We start from the raw sequence: 18,454 nt of genomic DNA, 5'->3' as shown, positions 1-18,454 counted from the left end.
TAACCTATGCCCCGCAAAAAAACAAGGCGTCATCTGTATGCCGTGCTATTGGTGTTATCATCAGTTGTAGTTTATTCGGCAGTTTTTAAAGCAAATACGGTAGTATCCAAGCCTGCAAGCCTTGTTGCCCCAACTAAGGTGCAGCAAGAAACTGGGCACCCTGGGCTTTCGGAGGGCATGCCAACCACCAAGGTGTTCAAAAATACCATTGCTCCATTGTTCAACACTATTATCCAAGGAGCTAACGAGGAAGTTGTTTGTCCAAATGATGGCAGTACTTTGGCAAAATTCTTTTTGTGTGGTACCAGCGATATTAGAACTATAAGCCTCAATGTCTCGGGAGCTGCTTACCAATGGCAACGGCTAGACCCCAATACCTGCGCTCCCAGTGTTATTGATGATTGCCCTACCATAAACACCTCTTGTACATGGAATACCGTTGGCAGCAATGCTACCTATGATTTGTCTGCTGCGGGAGAATATCGGGTAAGGGTAGACTCTGGTCAGTTTTATTACTTTAAAGTAACCCAGAACCCACTTAATCCGCAATTGATTCATGAAGATATTGTTTGCGGTAATCCTGGGAGGGTAGAGGTCACCAACGTACCAAGTGGTTATGAGTACAGTTTAAACAGTGCCGCAGGACCATATCAAACTGATCCATTTTTTGATATTGCCGCCCCCGGCAATTATAATGTTTGGGTTCGGTTGATCGGTTCCGGAGCCAGTGCTTGTCTATTTCCTTCCAATACGGTCACCGTCCAGAATTTGGATATTACCGTAGAAGTCACTAAAAATGACATCCAATGTAGCGGGGAACAAGGTGGAATAAACGTTGATGTTTCCGGTGTTCCTGGTTTTTATACCTATCGCCTCATCAAAGATGGTATTACGGTGGATACCTTTGGTCCTAACGGAGCTGATAGCTATACCTTTGCCAATGTAGGCAGGGGTGTTTATAGCGTTCGTGTGGTCACCAACGATTGTGATGTTACCATTACCAATGATACCAGTGGTAATCCAATAGAGATCGGTACCGGAATTAGTCCTCTGGACGTTTCTGCGACGGCATCGGATAGTTTTGGATGTGGGGCCACAACCGTTGATGTAACCGTGAATACCTCTGGAGGTACGGCTCCCTACAGGTTTAGTCAAGATGGGGGCGTAACCTTTAGCTCCACTTATACGGCCTCTACCCAATTTGCCGTGAACGCTTCAGGAACCTATAATTTATTGATAGAAGATGCCAACGGCTGCCAAAGGACGGCTTCCGTGGACGTAGCGGATATTCCCCCTCCAACTTTTAACATTGCATCGTTTGATGCCAATTGTGGCGGGGCCAATGATGGCCAAATCGTGGTCAACCTTACCAATGGGTTTGGGTACAATATTGAATACAGTATAGACAATGGTACCACCTATCAAGTGTCCAATGTATTTTCTAGCTTGGCACCAGGTGCCTATGACATCATGTTGCGATATACGCAGGATGCTTTTTCTTGCACCACGCCTAGCCAGAGTACTTCTGTGTCCACACCCACAACAATCAATGCAACGGCAACGGCGGACACACTGCCCAGTTGTACCAATGAAACGGGAGGGCAAATTACCATTTCGGGGGTTTCTGGAGGAACGGCCCCGTATGAATATAGTATTGGGGCAGGATTTAGCCCTAGTGATGTTTTTGCCAATCTTGGCGTTGGTACGTATACGCCACTGATCAGGGATGCCAATGGCTGTGTTCAAAACCTAGCGGACATCGTTTTCGCTGCCTTGGATAAACCAACGGATTTGGACTTTGCCATATCCAGTTTGGACTGTATTACCACTACGGCTTCGGTGGTGCTTACCGTCACAGATGGGATTGCACCGTATACCTATGAAATTATCTCGCCTTCCGCAAGTGCCATTGCCAATGGCAATAATCCAACGTTTACCAATCTTGGATTAGGAACCTATACGTTTCAGGTAACAGATGCTGTAGGTTGTTCCTACACCGAAAACTATGCGATTACGGATATCAGTTCCATACAGGCAAGGGCCCAGCAGTTAAGCCCAATAACCTGTTTTGGGGATTCTGACGGAACGGGACGATTTATCATAGATGGGTTTACCACCACCTACAGCTATAGTTTGGACGGGGGAACCGCCGTTACCGGACAGAATTCAAGTACGATAGATCTTAATGGTTTAGCAGCAGGAAGTTACGTGTTATCAGTAACAGACGAGGACACCAACTGTACGGATACCGTGACTTTGACCATAGAAGGTCCTGCTGCTGCTTTAACCATTGATAGTTTGGATGTGGAAGCCATGAGCTGTCAGAACGGTAATGTTGGAAGCGTACGCATCAATACATCCGGTGGATGGGGTGGTAATCGCTACACGGTGACCTTACCTGATGGTTCCACCAGAGGCCCAAGAAATGGGCGGACGTTTTCCAACCTTTCCCAAACTGGGGATTACGATGTTAGTGTGACCGATACCAATGGATGTACCGTAACAATACCTAATGCATTTACCTTAACAGCGCTCAGTGCGCCAACTTTGACTGTGGATGTTGCAGCGTCGGATTTTTGCTATGATGCTTTCGACGCTGCTTCCCTAGTTATGGCCGCCACTGGTGGACAGGCACCTTATGAATATCGCATTAATGGCGGACCTTTGCAGGCAAGTGATACCTTTTTGGGTCTGAACCCAGGGAATTATACCATAGAATTGGTAGATGCCAATGATTGTAGGGATTCCTTAAACCTTACCATTCAGCCACAATTGGTGGCAACCGCAAGTATTATACAAGAGTTGGAGTGTTCAGGTCCCGATGCCTCCATACAAGTAACGATTGCTGATGGCTACCCAACTGCAGGAAGCTATGTGGATTACGATGTTTATGTAAATGGAATATTGAGCACAGCAAACAATGCCATTTCGGGTAATACGTTTGTGCATACCGTACCCAATGATGGTTCAATTACTGCAGATACTTCCTTTAGATTCGTTGTCAGGGATTCCCAAGGTTGTGAGAATACTTCTGATGAAGTGGTCATTTCCCCTACCGAAACTATCGCCGGAAGCACAACCGTTGTAAACACCAGCTGTGGTAATGCTAATGGAATCGTGACTTTGATACCGGATACTAGTCAAGGTATTGCTCCTTATGAATACAGTAATGACGGTGGTGCTACCTTTGGGAGCCAAAACATCTTTTCAGGCTATGCCGCGGGTAGCTATTCTAATTTCCTGATCCGGGATAGTCGCGGATGTGTTAGCCCTCCCATAAGTGCTATCATAGCCCCTAGTGTTGTGTTGGATGCTTCCTTGACCGCGACCCAAGCCCAATGTTCCAGTGCTACTTCTGGTAGCATAGACGCCAGTATTACTAATGGGGTAGCCCCATTTGACTATAGATTGATGGATGAATCGGGCACGGAAATTCAGTCTTCCCTTACCAATCCCAGTAATATCCATACGTTTAACGGTTTGCCTACAGGGGTTTACACCGTGGTAACACGGGACGCACAAGGTTGTCAAGATTTGGATACCATACGTATTACTGATGGCGATTTGACCATCATCCCAGTTCCAGACCCCTTATCGGACTGTGCTACCGGATTAACATTAACCATAGAGATCGTAGGCGGTACCGGGCCATTTTTATTACGATTGGTGGGAGAGGCCATTCCAAGATATTCGCCCAACAATCCTCCAAGAATACATACTTTTTCCGGACTGGATTTTGGTACCACCTATTTTGTGGAAGTGGAAGATACTGCAACAGGTTGTATTTATATTGAGGAAATCCCACCTTTTGATGGACCGTCTCCGCTGGACGTTACCGTGGCTTCCACCAATGCTTCCTGTGATGCTTTGGGCAGTGGAACCGTTTCTTATACCGTTACCGGGGCCACGGGTGCAACGGTGGATATATCTATAGTGAATACCACCAGTGGTGCCTTGGTTTTTGGTCCAACTTCAGTTCCCGCCTCGGGTCCTTTTCCAGACTTGACAGGTTTGCAACCTGGGAATTACCAGGTATTGGCAGAAGATCCTAATAATGGTTGTGAAGCTGGTGCCATAGCCAATGTGGCGTTGAATGCACCAAGTATCCAAATTGTTGGTAATATACCAGCTACCTGTAATGCCGGGGCACTTATCACCGTAAATGGACAAGGTGGCACAGCTCCGTATTCCTATGCCTTTGTTCCCAATGGGGCTGCGGCTCCAACCGTTTTTTCCGCTACCTCTACCTTTGAGATTTCAGGACCTTACCCAAGTGATTATGATTTTTATGTACAAGACGCCAATGGTTGTATTGCACTGGTTACCGATACTGCCTCTGAGGGTGCGGGTATACCTGCGCCAACTATAGACGTCATCAATCAATGTACCGCTACCAGCGGGTATCAAATAAATGTTACGTCGCCATTGACCGTTCCCGCAAGCGGACCCGAAACTACATTTCAATATGATATAGGTAGTGGTTTTCAGGACAGTCCAAATTTTGTGGTTCCTAACCCTGGAACGTACACAATAACCATTAGAGATGGTAATGGCTGTTTTACCACAATTAATGCAGAAGTATTCGATTTCTTTTCTATCACAGCGGATGCTACCTCGGTACCTACCTGTAATGCGGGTGACGGTGTTATAACCGTTAGTACCAGCGGGGGCAGTGGTGTATTTGACTATCAATTGATAGATAATGGCACAGGACTTCCAGTGGTTGTTTCCCAGCCCACCAATGTATTTACAAATATTTTACCGGGGGATTATTCTGTTATTGTTACGGATTTAAACTCTAACACGGCGCCTCTATGCTCAGATACGGCAACGGTTGAAGTATCTACCGTGGATAGTCCGATCATATCGGGAACCCTAGTAGGTGACATTAGCTGTTTTGGTGCCAATGATGGCACTATCCAAGCACAACTGCAAACCGGCACGGATACAGATACTCCCTTAACGTTTATACTGTACGATGGAGGCACCACTACCGTAATCGCTGGCCCACAAGGATCACCCTTGTTCGATAATTTGGCTCAAGGCACCTACCAGGTAGAGGTCACATCCAATAGGGGATGTACGGACCGTACAGGAGATATCGTAATCAATGAGCCAACTGCTTTGCAATTGAATACGTTGAACACGGAGTTTAGTTGTAACCCGTCCAGCAATCAATTTAGTACGGCAACCATAACGGCCTTTGTGGATACCAATGGAGATGGATCGGGAACACCTACTGGAACTGGACCGTACACCTATAGTATGGATGACGGTACTCCCGCCTTTGACGGCAGCAACTTCCAAACCAGCAATGTCTTTGAAGTCATAGATAATGGAACTAATCAAAGTATTGTTATTACCGCCCGTGATCAAAATGGATGTGATATTTCCACTACGGTAAACATCAATGCGCCTACAGATTTAACCTTTAGTTTTAATGTCAATGGAATTAGCTGTGACACCACTGGTTTTGGGATATCCCCCGGAAATATTGAAATCGTTGTTGACCAAGGCTCAGGGAATTATGAAGTTGAGATTTTGCCATTGGGCTCAGAGCCAGCAAGAAGTTCGGGAGGTACGGATAGGGTAGTGTGGCCGATCTCCACCCCAGGAGATTACATTTTTGCGGTTACCGATCTGTCAGGAGGGGGCTGTAGTTACTTAACGCCGATCGTTAATATGCCAGAGTACAACACTATAGAAGCGACTATTGCGGAGGTAAGACCCGTAAGTTGTTTTGGAGGAAATGATGGTGAGATAAGCATCCAAATAGCAAATTATACGGGGGTCTACAATTACGAGGTATTTTCTAGGGATAACGCTGGTGCAGAAACCTCAACAGGGGTTACCGGTACTTTTGATACCAACACCCCTATCGCCACACCTGAAGTAATCACTGGATTGCCCGCTGGAAATTTGGTGGTGCGGGTAGAGGCCCTGGATAGTCCATTTTGTGATGTATTGAGCAACTTGGTGACCGTACGTTCACCAGATAGGCCACTGACTCTTAGCCTTACCCAAACCGCTGAGGTTACCTGTAGTATACCTGGTCAAGGTGAAATTACGGTAAGTGGAGATGGCGGTTGGGGATCGTACCAATATCGATTGGTTGCCCCTGATGGGAGCATAGTCGTGGATTACCCTAACATAAATCCAATTTTCCCTGGTTTGTCAGAGGGTATCCATACGGTGTTCATAAGGGATAACAATAATTGCGAGGAATCTTTGACTATTGATTTGGCCCTTCCAACGGCAATATTTGCAGACGTTCAGGTAGTGAGTCCGCTCCGTTGCAATAATGATAATGATGGCAGTATAGAGGCCTTTAATATAACAGGAGGCCAAGGTCCCGGAAACTATCAATTTCAGCTAAATAGGCTAGCAGATGGTACCAACAGCGGCCTACAGGTAGGTGACCCTGTATTTACAAATTTAAGTGCTGGCGATTATACCATAACGGTTTTTGATGGATGGAACTGTAGTTACACAACGGTGCCCATAACCATTCAGGATCCAGAAATTGTAAATGCGGAATTGGTGGAGTTGCAGCCACCTGGTTGTGGGGACTTAGGCCGTATGTTGCTTACGGTGACCAATCCAGAGGTGGGTGTCAGTTATTTCTATAGAAGATCGGGAACCTCGGACGCTTTTGAGCCTTTTAGCGCAACGGACCCCTTGGCCACCTCAGTGGAAATAGCCGAAGACATTACGTTAGACCCGGGACCGTTCCAGTACGATGTTCAGAATTCCAACGGTTGCCCATTTGAACTGTCCAACCAGATTTCCCTAGACCCCGCGGCACCTTTGGTCATCGATTTAGATTTGACCAACGCCACCATCAACTGTGCGGGGGAGGCTACGGGCATCATTCGTTCAGAGGCGTTTGGAGGCATTGGTAATTACGTCTATACCTTACTGAGTTCTGATGCCCCTCCATTTCCTTCAGTTACAAATACATTACGCCCCGCTCAGGATTCAGGTATTTTTAGAAACCTGCCTGCCGGAACGTATTTTGTATTTGCACAAAGTGGAGGTTGCGAAGCCATTTCACCTCCAATTATCATTGATCCAAGGCCACCATTGGTGTTGGATAATTTGGAAGCGATTGATGCGAGTTGTTTTGGTGAGATGGATGGACAAATTATTTTGGAAGCTAGCGGTGGAACAGGTGTTATCAGATATTCCATTTCAGATACCCTAAGTGAATTTTTTGAAGGGGATGATCCCGCTACTCCAAACAGAAAGACGTTTACAGATCTGGAACCTAGGCAATATGATATTATCGTACAAGATGAGTTAGGTTGTACCATCACTAGAACGGTAGTTATTGGCCAGCCCATGGAACTGGTTGCAGGGGTAGGGGCAACGACACCGGAGACATGTTTGGGTGATGCGGACGGTACGGCAACCATCACCGTAACAGGTGGGACGGCACCCTATTTTACCAGTGTCAACTCTGCCGATGATGCCGATTTTGTCCAAAACGACGGTCTATTTTTTGATAATTTGGAAGGAGGCGAAACCTATGTGGTATTTGTGCGTGATTCAGCAGGCTGTGAAACCAACGTCATCGTAGATATTGGAATAGGCGTGGATTTGGTGGCCAATCCAATAGTGGAATACGGATGTGATGGTATTTTCCCAAATAGTACGGTGACCATAGATTTACAAGATATGTCAATGCTATCCCAGGTATTGTTTTCCTTAGATGTTGACGATATTATGTTAGCTTCGGATGTTAGGGTTTTTGGGGATTTGGTAGCCGGTGAACATATCGTATATATCTATCACGAAAATGGCTGTGTGACTACTACGGAGTTTGAGGTTGATTCTTACGATCCCTTGATGTTGATTGCGGAAAAGACTGGTCCCAATGAAGTTACCGCCACAGCGACAGGAGGATTTGGAGGCTATGAATATTTCTTTCAGGGCGATTCTTTTGGGCAAACCAACATCTTCACGATTAATGAAGATGCCAATATCAACATAATGGTCCGGGATCAAAACGGCTGTGTGGCCAATCTGGTCTTACCATTTGATTTTGAGGCGATGCCAGAGTTCCCAGACTTTTTTACCCCGGATGGCGATGGTCTTAATGATGAATGGTTTCCTAATAATTTTGAATTCTTTCCCAACCTTGAAGTTAAGATATTTGACCGTTATGGCAGGGTAGTGGCTATTCTAGCAGAGGTAAAAGGATGGGATGGCACCTATGAAGGTAAGCCGTTGCCAACAGGAGATTATTGGTATGTTGCCAATGCCAACGACAAAGAAAAACAACGATTTGTGGGGCATTTTACCCTATATCGCTAGGGCAGGTTTGCCACTTGTTTTTGGGATTAAGTTTGTTTGTAGGCAAAGTATTGTTAATAAAAAACCATTCAACGTTTTATTTTGGCTGTTCAACAATACATTTAAACCCTTCAACTTTTTTTGCAGTTTTGTAATGGACAATATCCTGTAATTTGTGAAGGTAAATAGCCATACGAACACTGACTTTAGTTTATACAGAATGAACGTTGAACCATTTTCCGAAGAATTTTCTTTTTTATTTGCTCATCACCAAGAACCAAATGAACAGGCGATGGTTAGCCTAAGTATTCTATTGAATACATCGGACGCCACCTCAAAACCTTACGCTATTGACTACAATACGTTATTGGTCAGTTATCACCTTTGGAATGGAAATACGATAGAGGAATTTTGTCAAAAGCAGACCATTAGCTATTTTTTATTTCATCCAGAGCAGGATTCTCCGGTAGCCAGGGAAAGCTTTTACTTGGATATTCGCGAGTTTTTGGTAGGAAACTAATGGTTTCGTCCAAATAAAAATCTCAATTCCATTATTTCCATAACTATTTTAATGCTTATTTTCGCAGACGATTTTAAAAGGTTTGCCTTTTGGATTATTTCGGGATGTGGCGCAGCCCGGTTAGCGCACACGCCTGGGGGGCGTGGGGTCGCAGGTTCAAATCCTGTCATCCCGACTATTTAAGAAAGTGAATCGTGCAAGCGGTTCACTTTTTGTTTTTTAACCTGTTACCATTAAAGCCCAAATACCAAGAAAAACAGCTCATATCATACTATGTATGGCTTCAAAAAATAAGCCTTTGGTAATAAGTGATTGAAAATTCTAACAGTTTCTTGCACTATGTAAGGCATATTCCATCCAATCTTGGGCTTTATTACCTTTGATAAAGCGTAATGTTTATTTTTGATTCTTGCAATTAACCGCCTAAATGAAGTATTTCCCCCATGGCCTCCCAAGCTTTTGCGTGCTCCTAATGCTCTCACAAGTTACATACGCCCAAGAAGTTTGTTATCTTGGGACAGGCAGTGATAAGGCCAAAGCTATTGAGGCTATTTTTCAGCTAACGGACACGCAAAAAAAGAACCTTAAAAATTGGGGTGCGGAACTAAGGTACCGCAATGAGCTTTTTGCATTAAGGGCGGAAGGACTATTAAAAAACAATGCTCAGGCCTCAGTGGAAGATTTACTGGCCATGTCTTACAAGTACAAGGTGTTGTTAGATAGTATGAAGGCTAACGCATACCGTTTGGATAAACGCATGCTCTCCACCTTTAGTCCAGAACAGTATACCACGTATTTAAAGCTATGCCGGCAAATATCAAGAAATCCCATTTTTGTTCCAGTGCTAGTTGACGAAAAATAGCTTTTTTATAAAATTCTGGGTGAAGAGTTTCTATTTTTGTCCACAAAATTTAGCTGCGTGTACAAATACTTCATTAGACCTTTGGTTTTCTTATTGGATGCGGAAACTGCGCATCACTTTTCGTTTGCCATGATTCGGATTTTTAGCCGTTTGGGACTGTCAGGCTTCTTTAGGAGCATGTTCGTCATTAAGGACAAGCGACTAAAACGAAAGGTGTTTGGGATAGAATTTGACAATCCGGTGGGCCTAGCAGCAGGATTTGACAAGGACGCTGTTCTCTACAATGAATTTTCAGACTTCGGTTTTGGTTTTGTTGAAATTGGGACACTTACACCAAAGCCCCAAGAAGGCAATCCAAAAAAGAGACTTTTTAGGTTGCTGGACGATGAGGGCATCATCAATAGGATGGGTTTTAATAACAAAGGTGTTTTTGATGCAGTGGAACGTCTTAAAAAGAAACACAGGGTAATCGTAGGTGGGAATATTGGAAAAAATAAAGTTACGGCCAATACGGATGCCGCAAAGGACTATTTAATTTGTTTTGATGCCTTGTTTCCCTATGTGGATTATTTTGTGGTCAATGTAAGTTCCCCCAATACACCGGGTCTTAGGGAACTGCAGGACAAAAAGCCTTTATCGAACATCCTTTTAAAATTAAAACGTGCCAATACCCTGAACGCCGCCACAAATAAGGTCAAGGAAAAACCTATATTATTAAAGATAGCGCCAGATTTAACAGCGGAGCAGTTAATGGATATTATAGACATCGTGAAGGAAACACAGATAGATGGGGTCATCGCCACCAATACCACGTTAAGTAGAAAGGGACTTAAGTCACACCTAACAATTGCTGAAGAAAAAGGCGGGCTTAGCGGCAAACCCTTGACCCAAAAAAGTACAGAGGTCATTCGGTTTTTAGCAGAAAAGAGCAACCATGCCTTCCCTATTATTGGCGTGGGCGGTATACATACCGCCAAAGATGCACTGGAAAAATTACAGGCGGGGGCATCGCTAGTACAGTTGTATACAGGTTTTGTTTATGAAGGTCCCGGTTTGGTGAAGCGTATCAACAAGGCCATTCTTGAAAACGATTCCGCTCAATCAATGGCAACATAATCAATCTCCAAAGCAAAGGTAGCTTCCTTTTTGTTCCCGATTAAAAAGCCAAGTTCTTCAATTTGGTTTTCTGCAAAGTTAGGCGCCTCCAATCTCCGTCCCCTATAGGTAGGGTACATAGCGCCCAAGGCTATGGTGACGGTTTCCCAATCCCCAGAAGTGTCAAAATATTGGATATAGGACCAATAGGCGCGTTTATCATTTTTAACCCTAAATTGATACCGTTGCCCATCCCCTTTAAGTCTAATTTTAATGGTTTGGTTGGGCAAAACGGGGTAGGTGCCCGTATTATATCGTGTAGAGGCAAAGCCGCCATTGTTCTCCAATGAAATAGTGCCTGTGAACACCCCGTTTCCTGCATCGTTAATCAACAATTTACTATTGGAACGCCCACCCATGACATTATCATTTACAATTTGCCAGTCGCTTACATCTGCTTTTTCTGAAAAGTCAAAAAGTATGGTTTCCATAGGTACCAAGAATATTAGCAAAGAAAAAAGGATAAAACTACTTAACTTCATAAAATATTGAAACATAATGCTAAATACCTGTTGTACATTTGGGTAAATCTTGGCAATTTCGCTGCGTTATCTAGAGGGAACAAGTGAATTTTACATTGTGAATCAAAAAATTTTAGGTTTAAAAGGATTCTTCAACATACTTTTTTTCTCAAAATCACCCGAACTTACATTCAACTTTTAACCTAGGCCAAAAGGTACCATGGTCAATAAAAGTAAAAGATTTAAGCGTTGAAATTCACCAGTTAACAAAACTTCATGAAAAACATTTTAATTTCTATTTTGCTGGTCATGGTGCCGGTGCTACTATTTTCACAGGACCTCCAAATGCCCAAAACTGAATTCACCCAAATGTATTTACCAATTTGGCAGGAGGCCCAAAAGCATTGCCTAGAGGTAGCTGAGGCCATGCCAGAAGCAGGGTATACGTACCAACCCACAGCGGAAACCAAAACCTTTGCGGGACAGATGGTCCATATTGGATATACCATTAAACTGCTGACCCAGCGCTATGTGCAAGGCATGGAGGTGGTGCCCAATGCCCCCGACCCAGCCAGCATGGGCAAGCAAGAAATAATTACGTTCCTTAAAGAAGGCTTTGCCTACACGGAGGCCGTAATCAGAACCATAGACCAGGCGCAGTTGGACCAAACCTGTACCATGTACCATAGTGGAAATACCGTAAGTAGGGCATTTGCGCTATTTTACGTACAGGACCACCTTACCAACCACAGGGCTAAAGCCAACCTTTACTTAAGGTTAAAGGGTATAGAACCGCCTAAATATACCTGGTGACCATGGGAAATTACAGCCGGTAGCTTAAAATATAAATACGGCATGTTAGCTTATCTATCTGGTCCAAAAATCCACAACGGTAACATCCTCAAGAAACGGTGTGGCCAAGGCAACAAAAGCTTGATGCGCGGGATGGGGCAAATAGCTATCCCTGTCCCTTTCTGAATGGAAAGTGACCACAAAACAGTGGGTAAGTCCTTTATTTAGCCCTTCTGGACTGGTGTTGATGCCCCATTCATAAGATTTGATTTCTTCTATTTTATTGGGGAGGTCACCAAATGCGTCCTCCATCTTTTTTAATTGTTTCGTTGAGGTGCTTTCCTTGAATTTAAATAGCACTACATGCCGTAACACACTGTCCATGCTCATGTTTTTTTTAGTGGTGGTTATTTCTTCAACTTTTCCATCTATCTGTTTACAGGCCACAAAAGTTAGTAAAAAACATAGGCTGGTAAGGGTAATGAACTTTTTCATTGATTGTCGTGTTTATGTCCAAGATAAGGGTTTCATGTTTAATGTGAAGTAGTATTGTTATCTTCCTTGCCTAAATTAATGAAAGGTTGAATTACGATATCCTTACTGCCTTTGTTCTGGCTACCGGGGCCTTGGCGATTACGCCGGGACCAGATAACATTTTTGTGATGGTACAAAGTATTGTCCATGGCAAAAAATATGGGTTGGCCACAGTTGCGGGCCTTATGTCCGGTTGCTTGGTGCATACTACCTTATTGGCCCTGGGGGCATCAGCCATCCTAAAGGAAAACGAAACCCTTTTCCTTGTGGTTAAACTTTTTGGTGCGGGGTACCTCCTATACCTAGCTTTTAAGGTGTATGCAAGTGAGGCTAAGATAAAATTAGCGGATAGCAGTACGGCAAAAAAGAGTGTGTGGGGGCTGTTTAAAACCGGTTTTTTAATGAATGTGCTCAATCCAAAGGTCACGCTCTTTTTCTTGGCCTTGTTTCCTGGGTTTCTATTCAGTGATGCCATGGGCCGTGTAGCACAGTTTTACGTGCTTGGCTTTTTGTTCATAGCGGTTTCCTTTTTGATTTTTGGCAGCATAGCCCTAATGGCGGGGCAGCTTAAAGGATTTATTACAAAGAACCAACATGCCGCAGTCTTTTTTAAATGGATGCAAATCTTCGTTTTTTTGGCAATTGCCGTTTATCTGCTCCTATCGGATAAATAACATTAATTTTATACCATGTCTAACGATAAGGTAAAAGTAATTGAATGCCCACGGGATGCCATGCAAGGCATCAAGACTTTTATTCCTACGGGACAAAAAGTGAAATATATCCAGTCTTTATTGGGATGCGGCTTTGATACCATAGATTTTGGCAGTTTTGTATCGCCCAAGGCTATTCCACAAATGGTGGATACCGCCAAGGTTTTAGAACAGTTAGATTTATCCAACACTACCAGTAAGCTTTTGGCGATCGTGGCAAACACAAGAGGTGCCAATAGCGCCTGCTTGCATGAACCCATTGATTTTTTGGGCTACCCCTTTTCTATTTCAGAAAATTTTCAAATGCGAAATACCCATAAGACCATAGCAGAATCGGTGACCACATTGCAAGAAATTTTGGACATTGCCCATACCGCAAACAAAAAGGTGGTTACTTATATTTCCATGGGGTTCGGTAATCCTTACGGTGACCCATGGAATGTTGATATCGTAGGCGAGTGGACGGAAAGGCTTGCTGCCATGGGCGCAACCATTTTATCGTTGTCAGATACTGTTGGAACTTCAACACCTGAAGAAATTGACTACTTGTTCTCCAACTTGATTCCCCAATATCCGGAAATTGAATTTGGGGCACATTTGCATACCACGCCCACCAAATGGCATGAAAAAGTAGATGCAGCCTATAAGGCAGGTTGCAGGCGTTTTGATGGGGCAGTACAGGGTTTTGGTGGATGCCCCATGGCCAAGGATGAACTCACCGGGAACATGCCCACGGAAAAAATGCTATCCTATTTTACGGCCGTAAAGGCAAATAGTGACGTCAACGCCATGGCTTTTGAGGCAGCTTATAACAAGGCCACCGAGCTGTTTTCTATTTACCATTAATTAGTTTAGGGTGTTCTCTAGGTAGTCGTCAAGATTTAACTGGAATAAAGTGCCCTGTATTAAATCATCTATGGCCTCTATCTCATAATAGTTAACAGCCAAGGTTATCTGATGTGCCGGAGTATCCAGTAAAAGTTTTTTACATCCGTCACTTGCCCTACAGTACCCATCATTACGGTATTTAAGCAATACATTCCTTACAAGGAGTGCAAAGCGATATAGCTCTTCCGTTGTGAGAAGTAAGCCGGTATCCCTAAAGACAATTTGAATTTTTTTTGGATTGGAATTTGATGTCCTACAGTATGAAAAAGCCACGCCGAAATTATTACTGTAAATAGGATAAACTTCATGTGCCATAATGTGTGCCAATTTAAAATTCTATTCAAAAATATTAATATTATTTAGACTAAATAAAAATAAATAATATATTTGACTCATAGTATTTATAATGAATCTAAATAATAACAATGAAAACAAATTTTATTCTATTTTTTTGTTTGCATTTAAGTGTGATTCTTTTTTCGCAAACGCAGATACAGGGTACTATTCTAGATGAAAATGATAGGCCATTAATGGGGGCTACGGTCATTCTGTCTAATTATGGAGGTGCCACAACCGATGAGAAAGGACATTTCAAATTTTTAGATATAGCGAATGGTACTTATACCATTACGGTATCATATATTGGCTATACATCACAATCTAAAAAGCAGGTTGTTTTCAATGAAGATAATATTGTGGTGGATTTTTTCTTAAACGCCAATACAGAAGCGTTACAAGCGGTAGAAATAATTGGTCGTAGGGCAACCACATATAAAAACGAGTTGAGTTTTGGTGCCACAAAAACCGCAACCTTAATTAAGGATACGCCACAGGCAATAAGTTATGTTACCAAGGAAGTGATGGAAGATAGGCAGGCTTTTAGAGTTAACGATGTGGTAAAAAATATTAGTGGAATTAACCAATTCTCTTATTACAATGATTTTACCATTCGCGGATTTCGCTCCCAACAGGAACTTATAAATGGACTTAGGGTCATAGGACTTTTTGGACCACAGATATTGACATCTAATTTAGAGCGGGTAGAGGTCATAAAAGGACCTGCATCTGCCGTATTTGGGAATTCGTCCCCAGGTGGCACTATGAATAGGGTAACAAAAAAACCTCTGGCCGAAGAGCGCAAGGCCATCACATTTACCACTGGTAGTTTTAATACGCAACGGGCAACCTTGGATTTTACAGGTCCATTGGATAAAAAAGGTACTTTATTGTACCGCTTAAACATTGGTTTTGAAGACTCAAATGATTTTCGGGATATTCAGGAGTTTAATTCCCTTATGATAGCACCTTCCATTTCTTTCCTCCCCAGTGATAGAACCCAACTTAATTTTGACTTGGTTTTAACCAGTTTTGATGGCAAGCTTGATAGGGGGCAGCCTATTTTTGGGGCATCGGCAGGTACAGACTTGAATTCTACGCCCATATCCTTTGCCATTGGTGCTGCTAATGATTACCACGAAACCCAGGTAGCCTACAGCACACTCTCATTGAACCACAAGTTTACCGATAATTTTTCATTCAATGCATCTTACATGCGTTATGCGTTTAAAGAAGATCTTTTTGAACATAGGACATCAAATCGATTTGCAGTGGATGGAGCAGGAAATGAAATACCAACACTAATGGGAATGCGCATTAGTGCTCGGGAACAAGAACGCATTAATGATAATGTAAGCACTTACTTCTTGTATGAAGGTAAAACAGGACAGTTAACCCATAAATTATTGGCTGGTTATGATTACATTCAATCGGTTCGCCCGGTTGGTGGTGGTGGTATTTTTACCAGTAGTGGAGCTATTTATAGAACGGTAGATGGTGGACTCGCTAACTATGACCCGGAAGAAGCAAATCGTTTTTTATTGGACGATAACGGAAATCCAGTTCCTAATATTCCTCATTTTAATTTGCAAGACCCTACATACCTACTTGGTTTTCCGAGTGATTATATTTTGGGTAGAAACGAGTTGGCCGCACAAAAGTTTTTTACGAACGGTCTGTATATCCAAGATCAAATCAAGTTTAAGAAGTTGCAAGTTCTTATAGGTCTACGTCAAGAGTGGTATACGGACAAGCTAAATTTTGAACAGGCCGATGAGCAAGAGGTAAGACAATCTGCATTCCTGCCAAGATTTGGTTTCGTATACAGTTTAAACCAGAGTACCAATGTATACGCAACTTATACTGAAAGTTTTCAACCTCAAAATCCGGTGGATATAACGGGCAATATCAATAATACATTTGACCCTCAATTGGGCACCATGTTTGAAGTAGGTGCAAAAAGTACCTTTTTCAATGATAGATTGGCGGTAAACCTAGCAGCCTATGAGATAAAAAATCAAAATATATTGTATGAAGATCAAACAACCGGGCTTTTGGTGCAACGCGGGGCAGAAGAAGCTAAGGGTATTGAGGTAGACGTAAATGGCAAGATTGGGAGAAATTTTAATATTTCAGCCAATTATGCGTATAACGTGGCAACTATAACCAACAGTGATGATATTACAGAAATTGGTCGTAGAAAGGAGAATGCACCTTTAAATTCTGGTGGTTTTTTTGCTAATTATAAATTTGATCAAGGTTTCTTTAGGGATTTAAACATAAATCTTGGCTCCAACTTTGTTTCTTCCAGAAATACTTTTGAAAAGGATTTAGTCTTGCCAGAATATATGGTTTGGGATGCAGGTCTCGCTTACAAAATAAATAAAGTGAAAATTGCGCTGACTTTTAATAATATCTTTAATAAAACCCATTGGGTTGGCGGATATAGTTATGTAAGGTTGTTTCCGGGCGCTCCAAGGAATTATTTGTTAAGTGTGGGATATACGTTTTAATGAAAGTCAAAAAGAGAATATTCTTTGATATTCACAGTTGGATAGGTGTGAAGTTGAGCATACTATTTTTTATAGTATGCTTTTCTGGTACACTGGCTACCTTGAGCCATGAGATGGATTGGTTGTTCAACCCTGATATCAGGGCAACATCTCAAGAACAATTTGCATCCAGAAATTTGATTATGCAAAATTTTCAATCTGCTTTTCCCAATGGCAGAATGACTTTCTGGATGAGAACTGAAGAACCCTATTTATGTGACATCTTGTATAAGGAGGAGAATGGAAAAAGGAGTTACGTATTTGCAAACCCCTATACCGGAGAAATACAAGGGGAAGCCTTTTTAACTTTTCAGCGCTTTTTTAGAGACCTACACTACTTTTTGTTCATACCATTTCAAATTGGACATTTCACCGTTCTTTTATTTGCGTTTTTACTGTTTACTTCACTTATTACCGCCTTGGTATTTTATAAAAAATGGTGGAAGAAATTATTTCAATTACAAGTAGGCAAGGGTAGCTTATTCTTTTTTAGAAGTTTACACCGTTTGGTAGGTTTATGGTCTATTCCCTTCACTCTTTTATTTTCCATAACAGGTATTTGGTACTTTTTAGAACGTGCCAATATTGCTGAGGTTGCAACCCGATCCAATCCGCCAGTTCCAAAAATTCAATTAAATGGTGCTTTAGTAGCAACATACAATACCAACACTATCGATTATGATCGTGTAGCGGCACTTGCCGAGGAAGCTATTCCAAGCTTAAAAGCAGGTGATATAGTCCCGAGTAGGGGTGAAAGTGGCCCAATCTACATCACGGGCCATAGTAATGTTCCTTTGGTAAGGCAAAGGGCCAACAGGGTATATATACATCCGGAAAGTTATGAGGTAATTGATGTACAAAAAGCATCTGATATCCCCGCCGTAATGTATTTAAATGACATTGCCGATCCACTACATTTTGGTAATTGGGGCGGTTTGCCCACAAAAATTCTATGGTTTTTATTTGGCCTTGCTATTTCCTCATTGGTTTTATCGGGTATCTGGATAACAGCGAAAAAAAAAGCCTTGAAAAGAAAGAAAAATAAAAAGAAGTTAATGGGCTCTTGGTATTGGATGAACTGGTTAATTTATTCAGTAATGATTCTATTTATGTACTACATTATTATAGAAAATTATCATGCTAGCCATACAGCTATAATTGCTGTAACCGCAGGGTGGACATCATTTATTGCTATGGCCTATTATCTTTTTGTATATAAATTAAAAAAGGCCATAAGTTAAATAGGCTGTTATGGACTATATTATTTGTAGCGCCTTATATATTGTGGTCTGGGTGTAGGTTATTGGCGTCCTGATTTTGATGAAAAAACCCATCATGCATTGACC

12 protein-coding genes and 1 tRNA gene are annotated in these 18,454 nt (G+C 42.4%); 10 read left to right on the top strand and 3 right to left on the bottom strand.

Annotation, left to right across the window (positions count from 1 at the left end):
* The first annotated feature begins 6 nt into the window (after positions 1 to 6).
* From I595_RS09775 to I595_RS09755, 5 genes are all read left to right on the top strand, one after another.
* Complete coding sequence (locus I595_RS09775) at positions 7 to 8,316, top strand: T9SS type B sorting domain-containing protein (protein WP_054559243.1); 8,310 nt, start codon at positions 7 to 9, stop codon at positions 8,314 to 8,316.
* 199 nt (positions 8,317 to 8,515) lie between these two features.
* The gene (locus tag I595_RS09770) at positions 8,516 to 8,815 is read left to right on the top strand and encodes a hypothetical protein (RefSeq protein WP_054559242.1); all 300 of its coding nucleotides are present in this window, start codon (positions 8,516 to 8,518) and stop codon (positions 8,813 to 8,815) included.
* Positions 8,816 to 8,915: 100 nt separating this feature from the next.
* Positions 8,916 to 8,990 (top strand) — tRNA-Pro (locus I595_RS09765).
* 252 nt (positions 8,991 to 9,242) lie between these two features.
* Positions 9,243 to 9,677, top strand: coding sequence for a hypothetical protein (locus tag I595_RS09760; RefSeq protein WP_157449714.1), 435 nt, complete (start codon positions 9,243 to 9,245; stop codon positions 9,675 to 9,677).
* A gap of 57 nt (positions 9,678 to 9,734) precedes the next feature.
* Positions 9,735 to 10,793: a quinone-dependent dihydroorotate dehydrogenase gene (locus I595_RS09755; RefSeq protein WP_054559240.1), complete on the top strand. Its 1,059-nt coding sequence runs from the start codon at positions 9,735 to 9,737 to the stop codon at positions 10,791 to 10,793.
* Here the strand turns inward: I595_RS09755 and I595_RS09750 are convergent.
* A complete protein-coding gene (locus I595_RS09750; protein ID WP_054559443.1) occupies positions 10,775 to 11,263 on the bottom strand; it encodes a CIA30 family protein in 489 nt (162 codons plus the stop codon). The genes I595_RS09755 and I595_RS09750 overlap by 19 nt on opposite strands.
* A gap of 306 nt (positions 11,264 to 11,569) precedes the next feature.
* On the opposite strand from I595_RS09750, the gene I595_RS09745 reads away from it, so the two are divergent.
* On the top strand, positions 11,570 to 12,106 hold the full coding sequence (locus I595_RS09745; protein ID WP_054559239.1) for a DinB family protein: 537 nt from the start codon (positions 11,570 to 11,572) through the stop codon (positions 12,104 to 12,106).
* 54 nt (positions 12,107 to 12,160) lie between these two features.
* Here I595_RS09745 and I595_RS09740 read toward each other — a convergent pair whose 3' ends face one another.
* Entirely contained in the window at positions 12,161 to 12,580 is a 420-nt protein-coding gene (locus I595_RS09740; RefSeq protein ID WP_054559238.1) for a Dabb family protein, read from the bottom strand.
* 86 nt (positions 12,581 to 12,666) lie between these two features.
* Here I595_RS09740 and I595_RS09735 point away from each other — a divergent pair, with 86 nt between their 5' ends.
* Positions 12,667 to 13,293: a LysE family translocator gene (locus I595_RS09735; protein WP_054559237.1), complete on the top strand. Its 627-nt coding sequence runs from the start codon at positions 12,667 to 12,669 to the stop codon at positions 13,291 to 13,293.
* 15 nt (positions 13,294 to 13,308) lie between these two features.
* On the top strand, positions 13,309 to 14,178 hold the full coding sequence (locus I595_RS09730) for a hydroxymethylglutaryl-CoA lyase (protein WP_054559236.1): 870 nt from the start codon (positions 13,309 to 13,311) through the stop codon (positions 14,176 to 14,178).
* Here the strand turns inward: I595_RS09730 and I595_RS09725 are convergent, their stop codons facing one another.
* Positions 14,179 to 14,535: a DUF6686 family protein gene (locus tag I595_RS09725; protein ID WP_054559235.1), complete on the bottom strand. Its 357-nt coding sequence runs from the start codon at positions 14,533 to 14,535 to the stop codon at positions 14,179 to 14,181.
* A gap of 110 nt (positions 14,536 to 14,645) precedes the next feature.
* On the opposite strand from I595_RS09725, the gene I595_RS09720 reads away from it, so the two are divergent.
* Both I595_RS09720 and I595_RS09715 read left to right on the top strand, forming a co-directional pair.
* Positions 14,646 to 17,069, top strand: coding sequence for a TonB-dependent receptor (locus I595_RS09720; protein ID WP_054559234.1), 2,424 nt, complete (start codon positions 14,646 to 14,648; stop codon positions 17,067 to 17,069).
* Complete coding sequence (locus I595_RS09715) at positions 17,069 to 18,349, top strand: PepSY-associated TM helix domain-containing protein (RefSeq protein WP_054559233.1); 1,281 nt, start codon at positions 17,069 to 17,071, stop codon at positions 18,347 to 18,349. Before I595_RS09720 ends, I595_RS09715 begins: the two co-directional genes overlap by 1 nt.
* The last annotated feature ends 105 nt before the right edge of the window (positions 18,350 to 18,454 follow it).

The organism is Croceitalea dokdonensis DOKDO 023 (assembly GCF_001306415.1).
GTDB classification, from domain to species: domain Bacteria; phylum Bacteroidota; class Bacteroidia; order Flavobacteriales; family Flavobacteriaceae; genus Croceitalea; species Croceitalea dokdonensis.
The sequence above is the reverse complement of the archived record's forward strand: the minus strand, read 5'-3'. Positions and strand labels throughout refer to the sequence as shown.

What these genes read in the sequence shown, in the direction of transcription:
- I595_RS09745 (WP_054559239.1), top strand. Translation starts at nt 11,570, where the DNA reads ATGAAAAACATTTTAATTTCTATTTTGCTGGTCATGGTGCCGGTGCTA.
- I595_RS09740 (WP_054559238.1), bottom strand. Translation starts at nt 12,580, where the DNA reads ATGAAAAAGTTCATTACCCTTACCAGCCTATGTTTTTTACTAACTTTT.
- I595_RS09770 (WP_054559242.1), top strand. Translation starts at nt 8,516, where the DNA reads ATGAACGTTGAACCATTTTCCGAAGAATTTTCTTTTTTATTTGCTCAT.
- I595_RS09720 (WP_054559234.1), top strand. Translation starts at nt 14,646, where the DNA reads ATGAAAACAAATTTTATTCTATTTTTTTGTTTGCATTTAAGTGTGATT.
- I595_RS09775 (WP_054559243.1), top strand. Translation starts at nt 7, where the DNA reads ATGCCCCGCAAAAAAACAAGGCGTCATCTGTATGCCGTGCTATTGGTG.
- I595_RS09760 (WP_157449714.1), top strand. Translation starts at nt 9,243, where the DNA reads ATGAAGTATTTCCCCCATGGCCTCCCAAGCTTTTGCGTGCTCCTAATG.
- I595_RS09750 (WP_054559443.1), bottom strand. Translation starts at nt 11,263, where the DNA reads ATGGAAACCATACTTTTTGACTTTTCAGAAAAAGCAGATGTAAGCGAC.
- I595_RS09725 (WP_054559235.1), bottom strand. Translation starts at nt 14,535, where the DNA reads ATGGCACATGAAGTTTATCCTATTTACAGTAATAATTTCGGCGTGGCT.
- I595_RS09730 (WP_054559236.1), top strand. Translation starts at nt 13,309, where the DNA reads ATGTCTAACGATAAGGTAAAAGTAATTGAATGCCCACGGGATGCCATG.
- I595_RS09715 (WP_054559233.1), top strand. Translation starts at nt 17,069, where the DNA reads ATGAAAGTCAAAAAGAGAATATTCTTTGATATTCACAGTTGGATAGGT.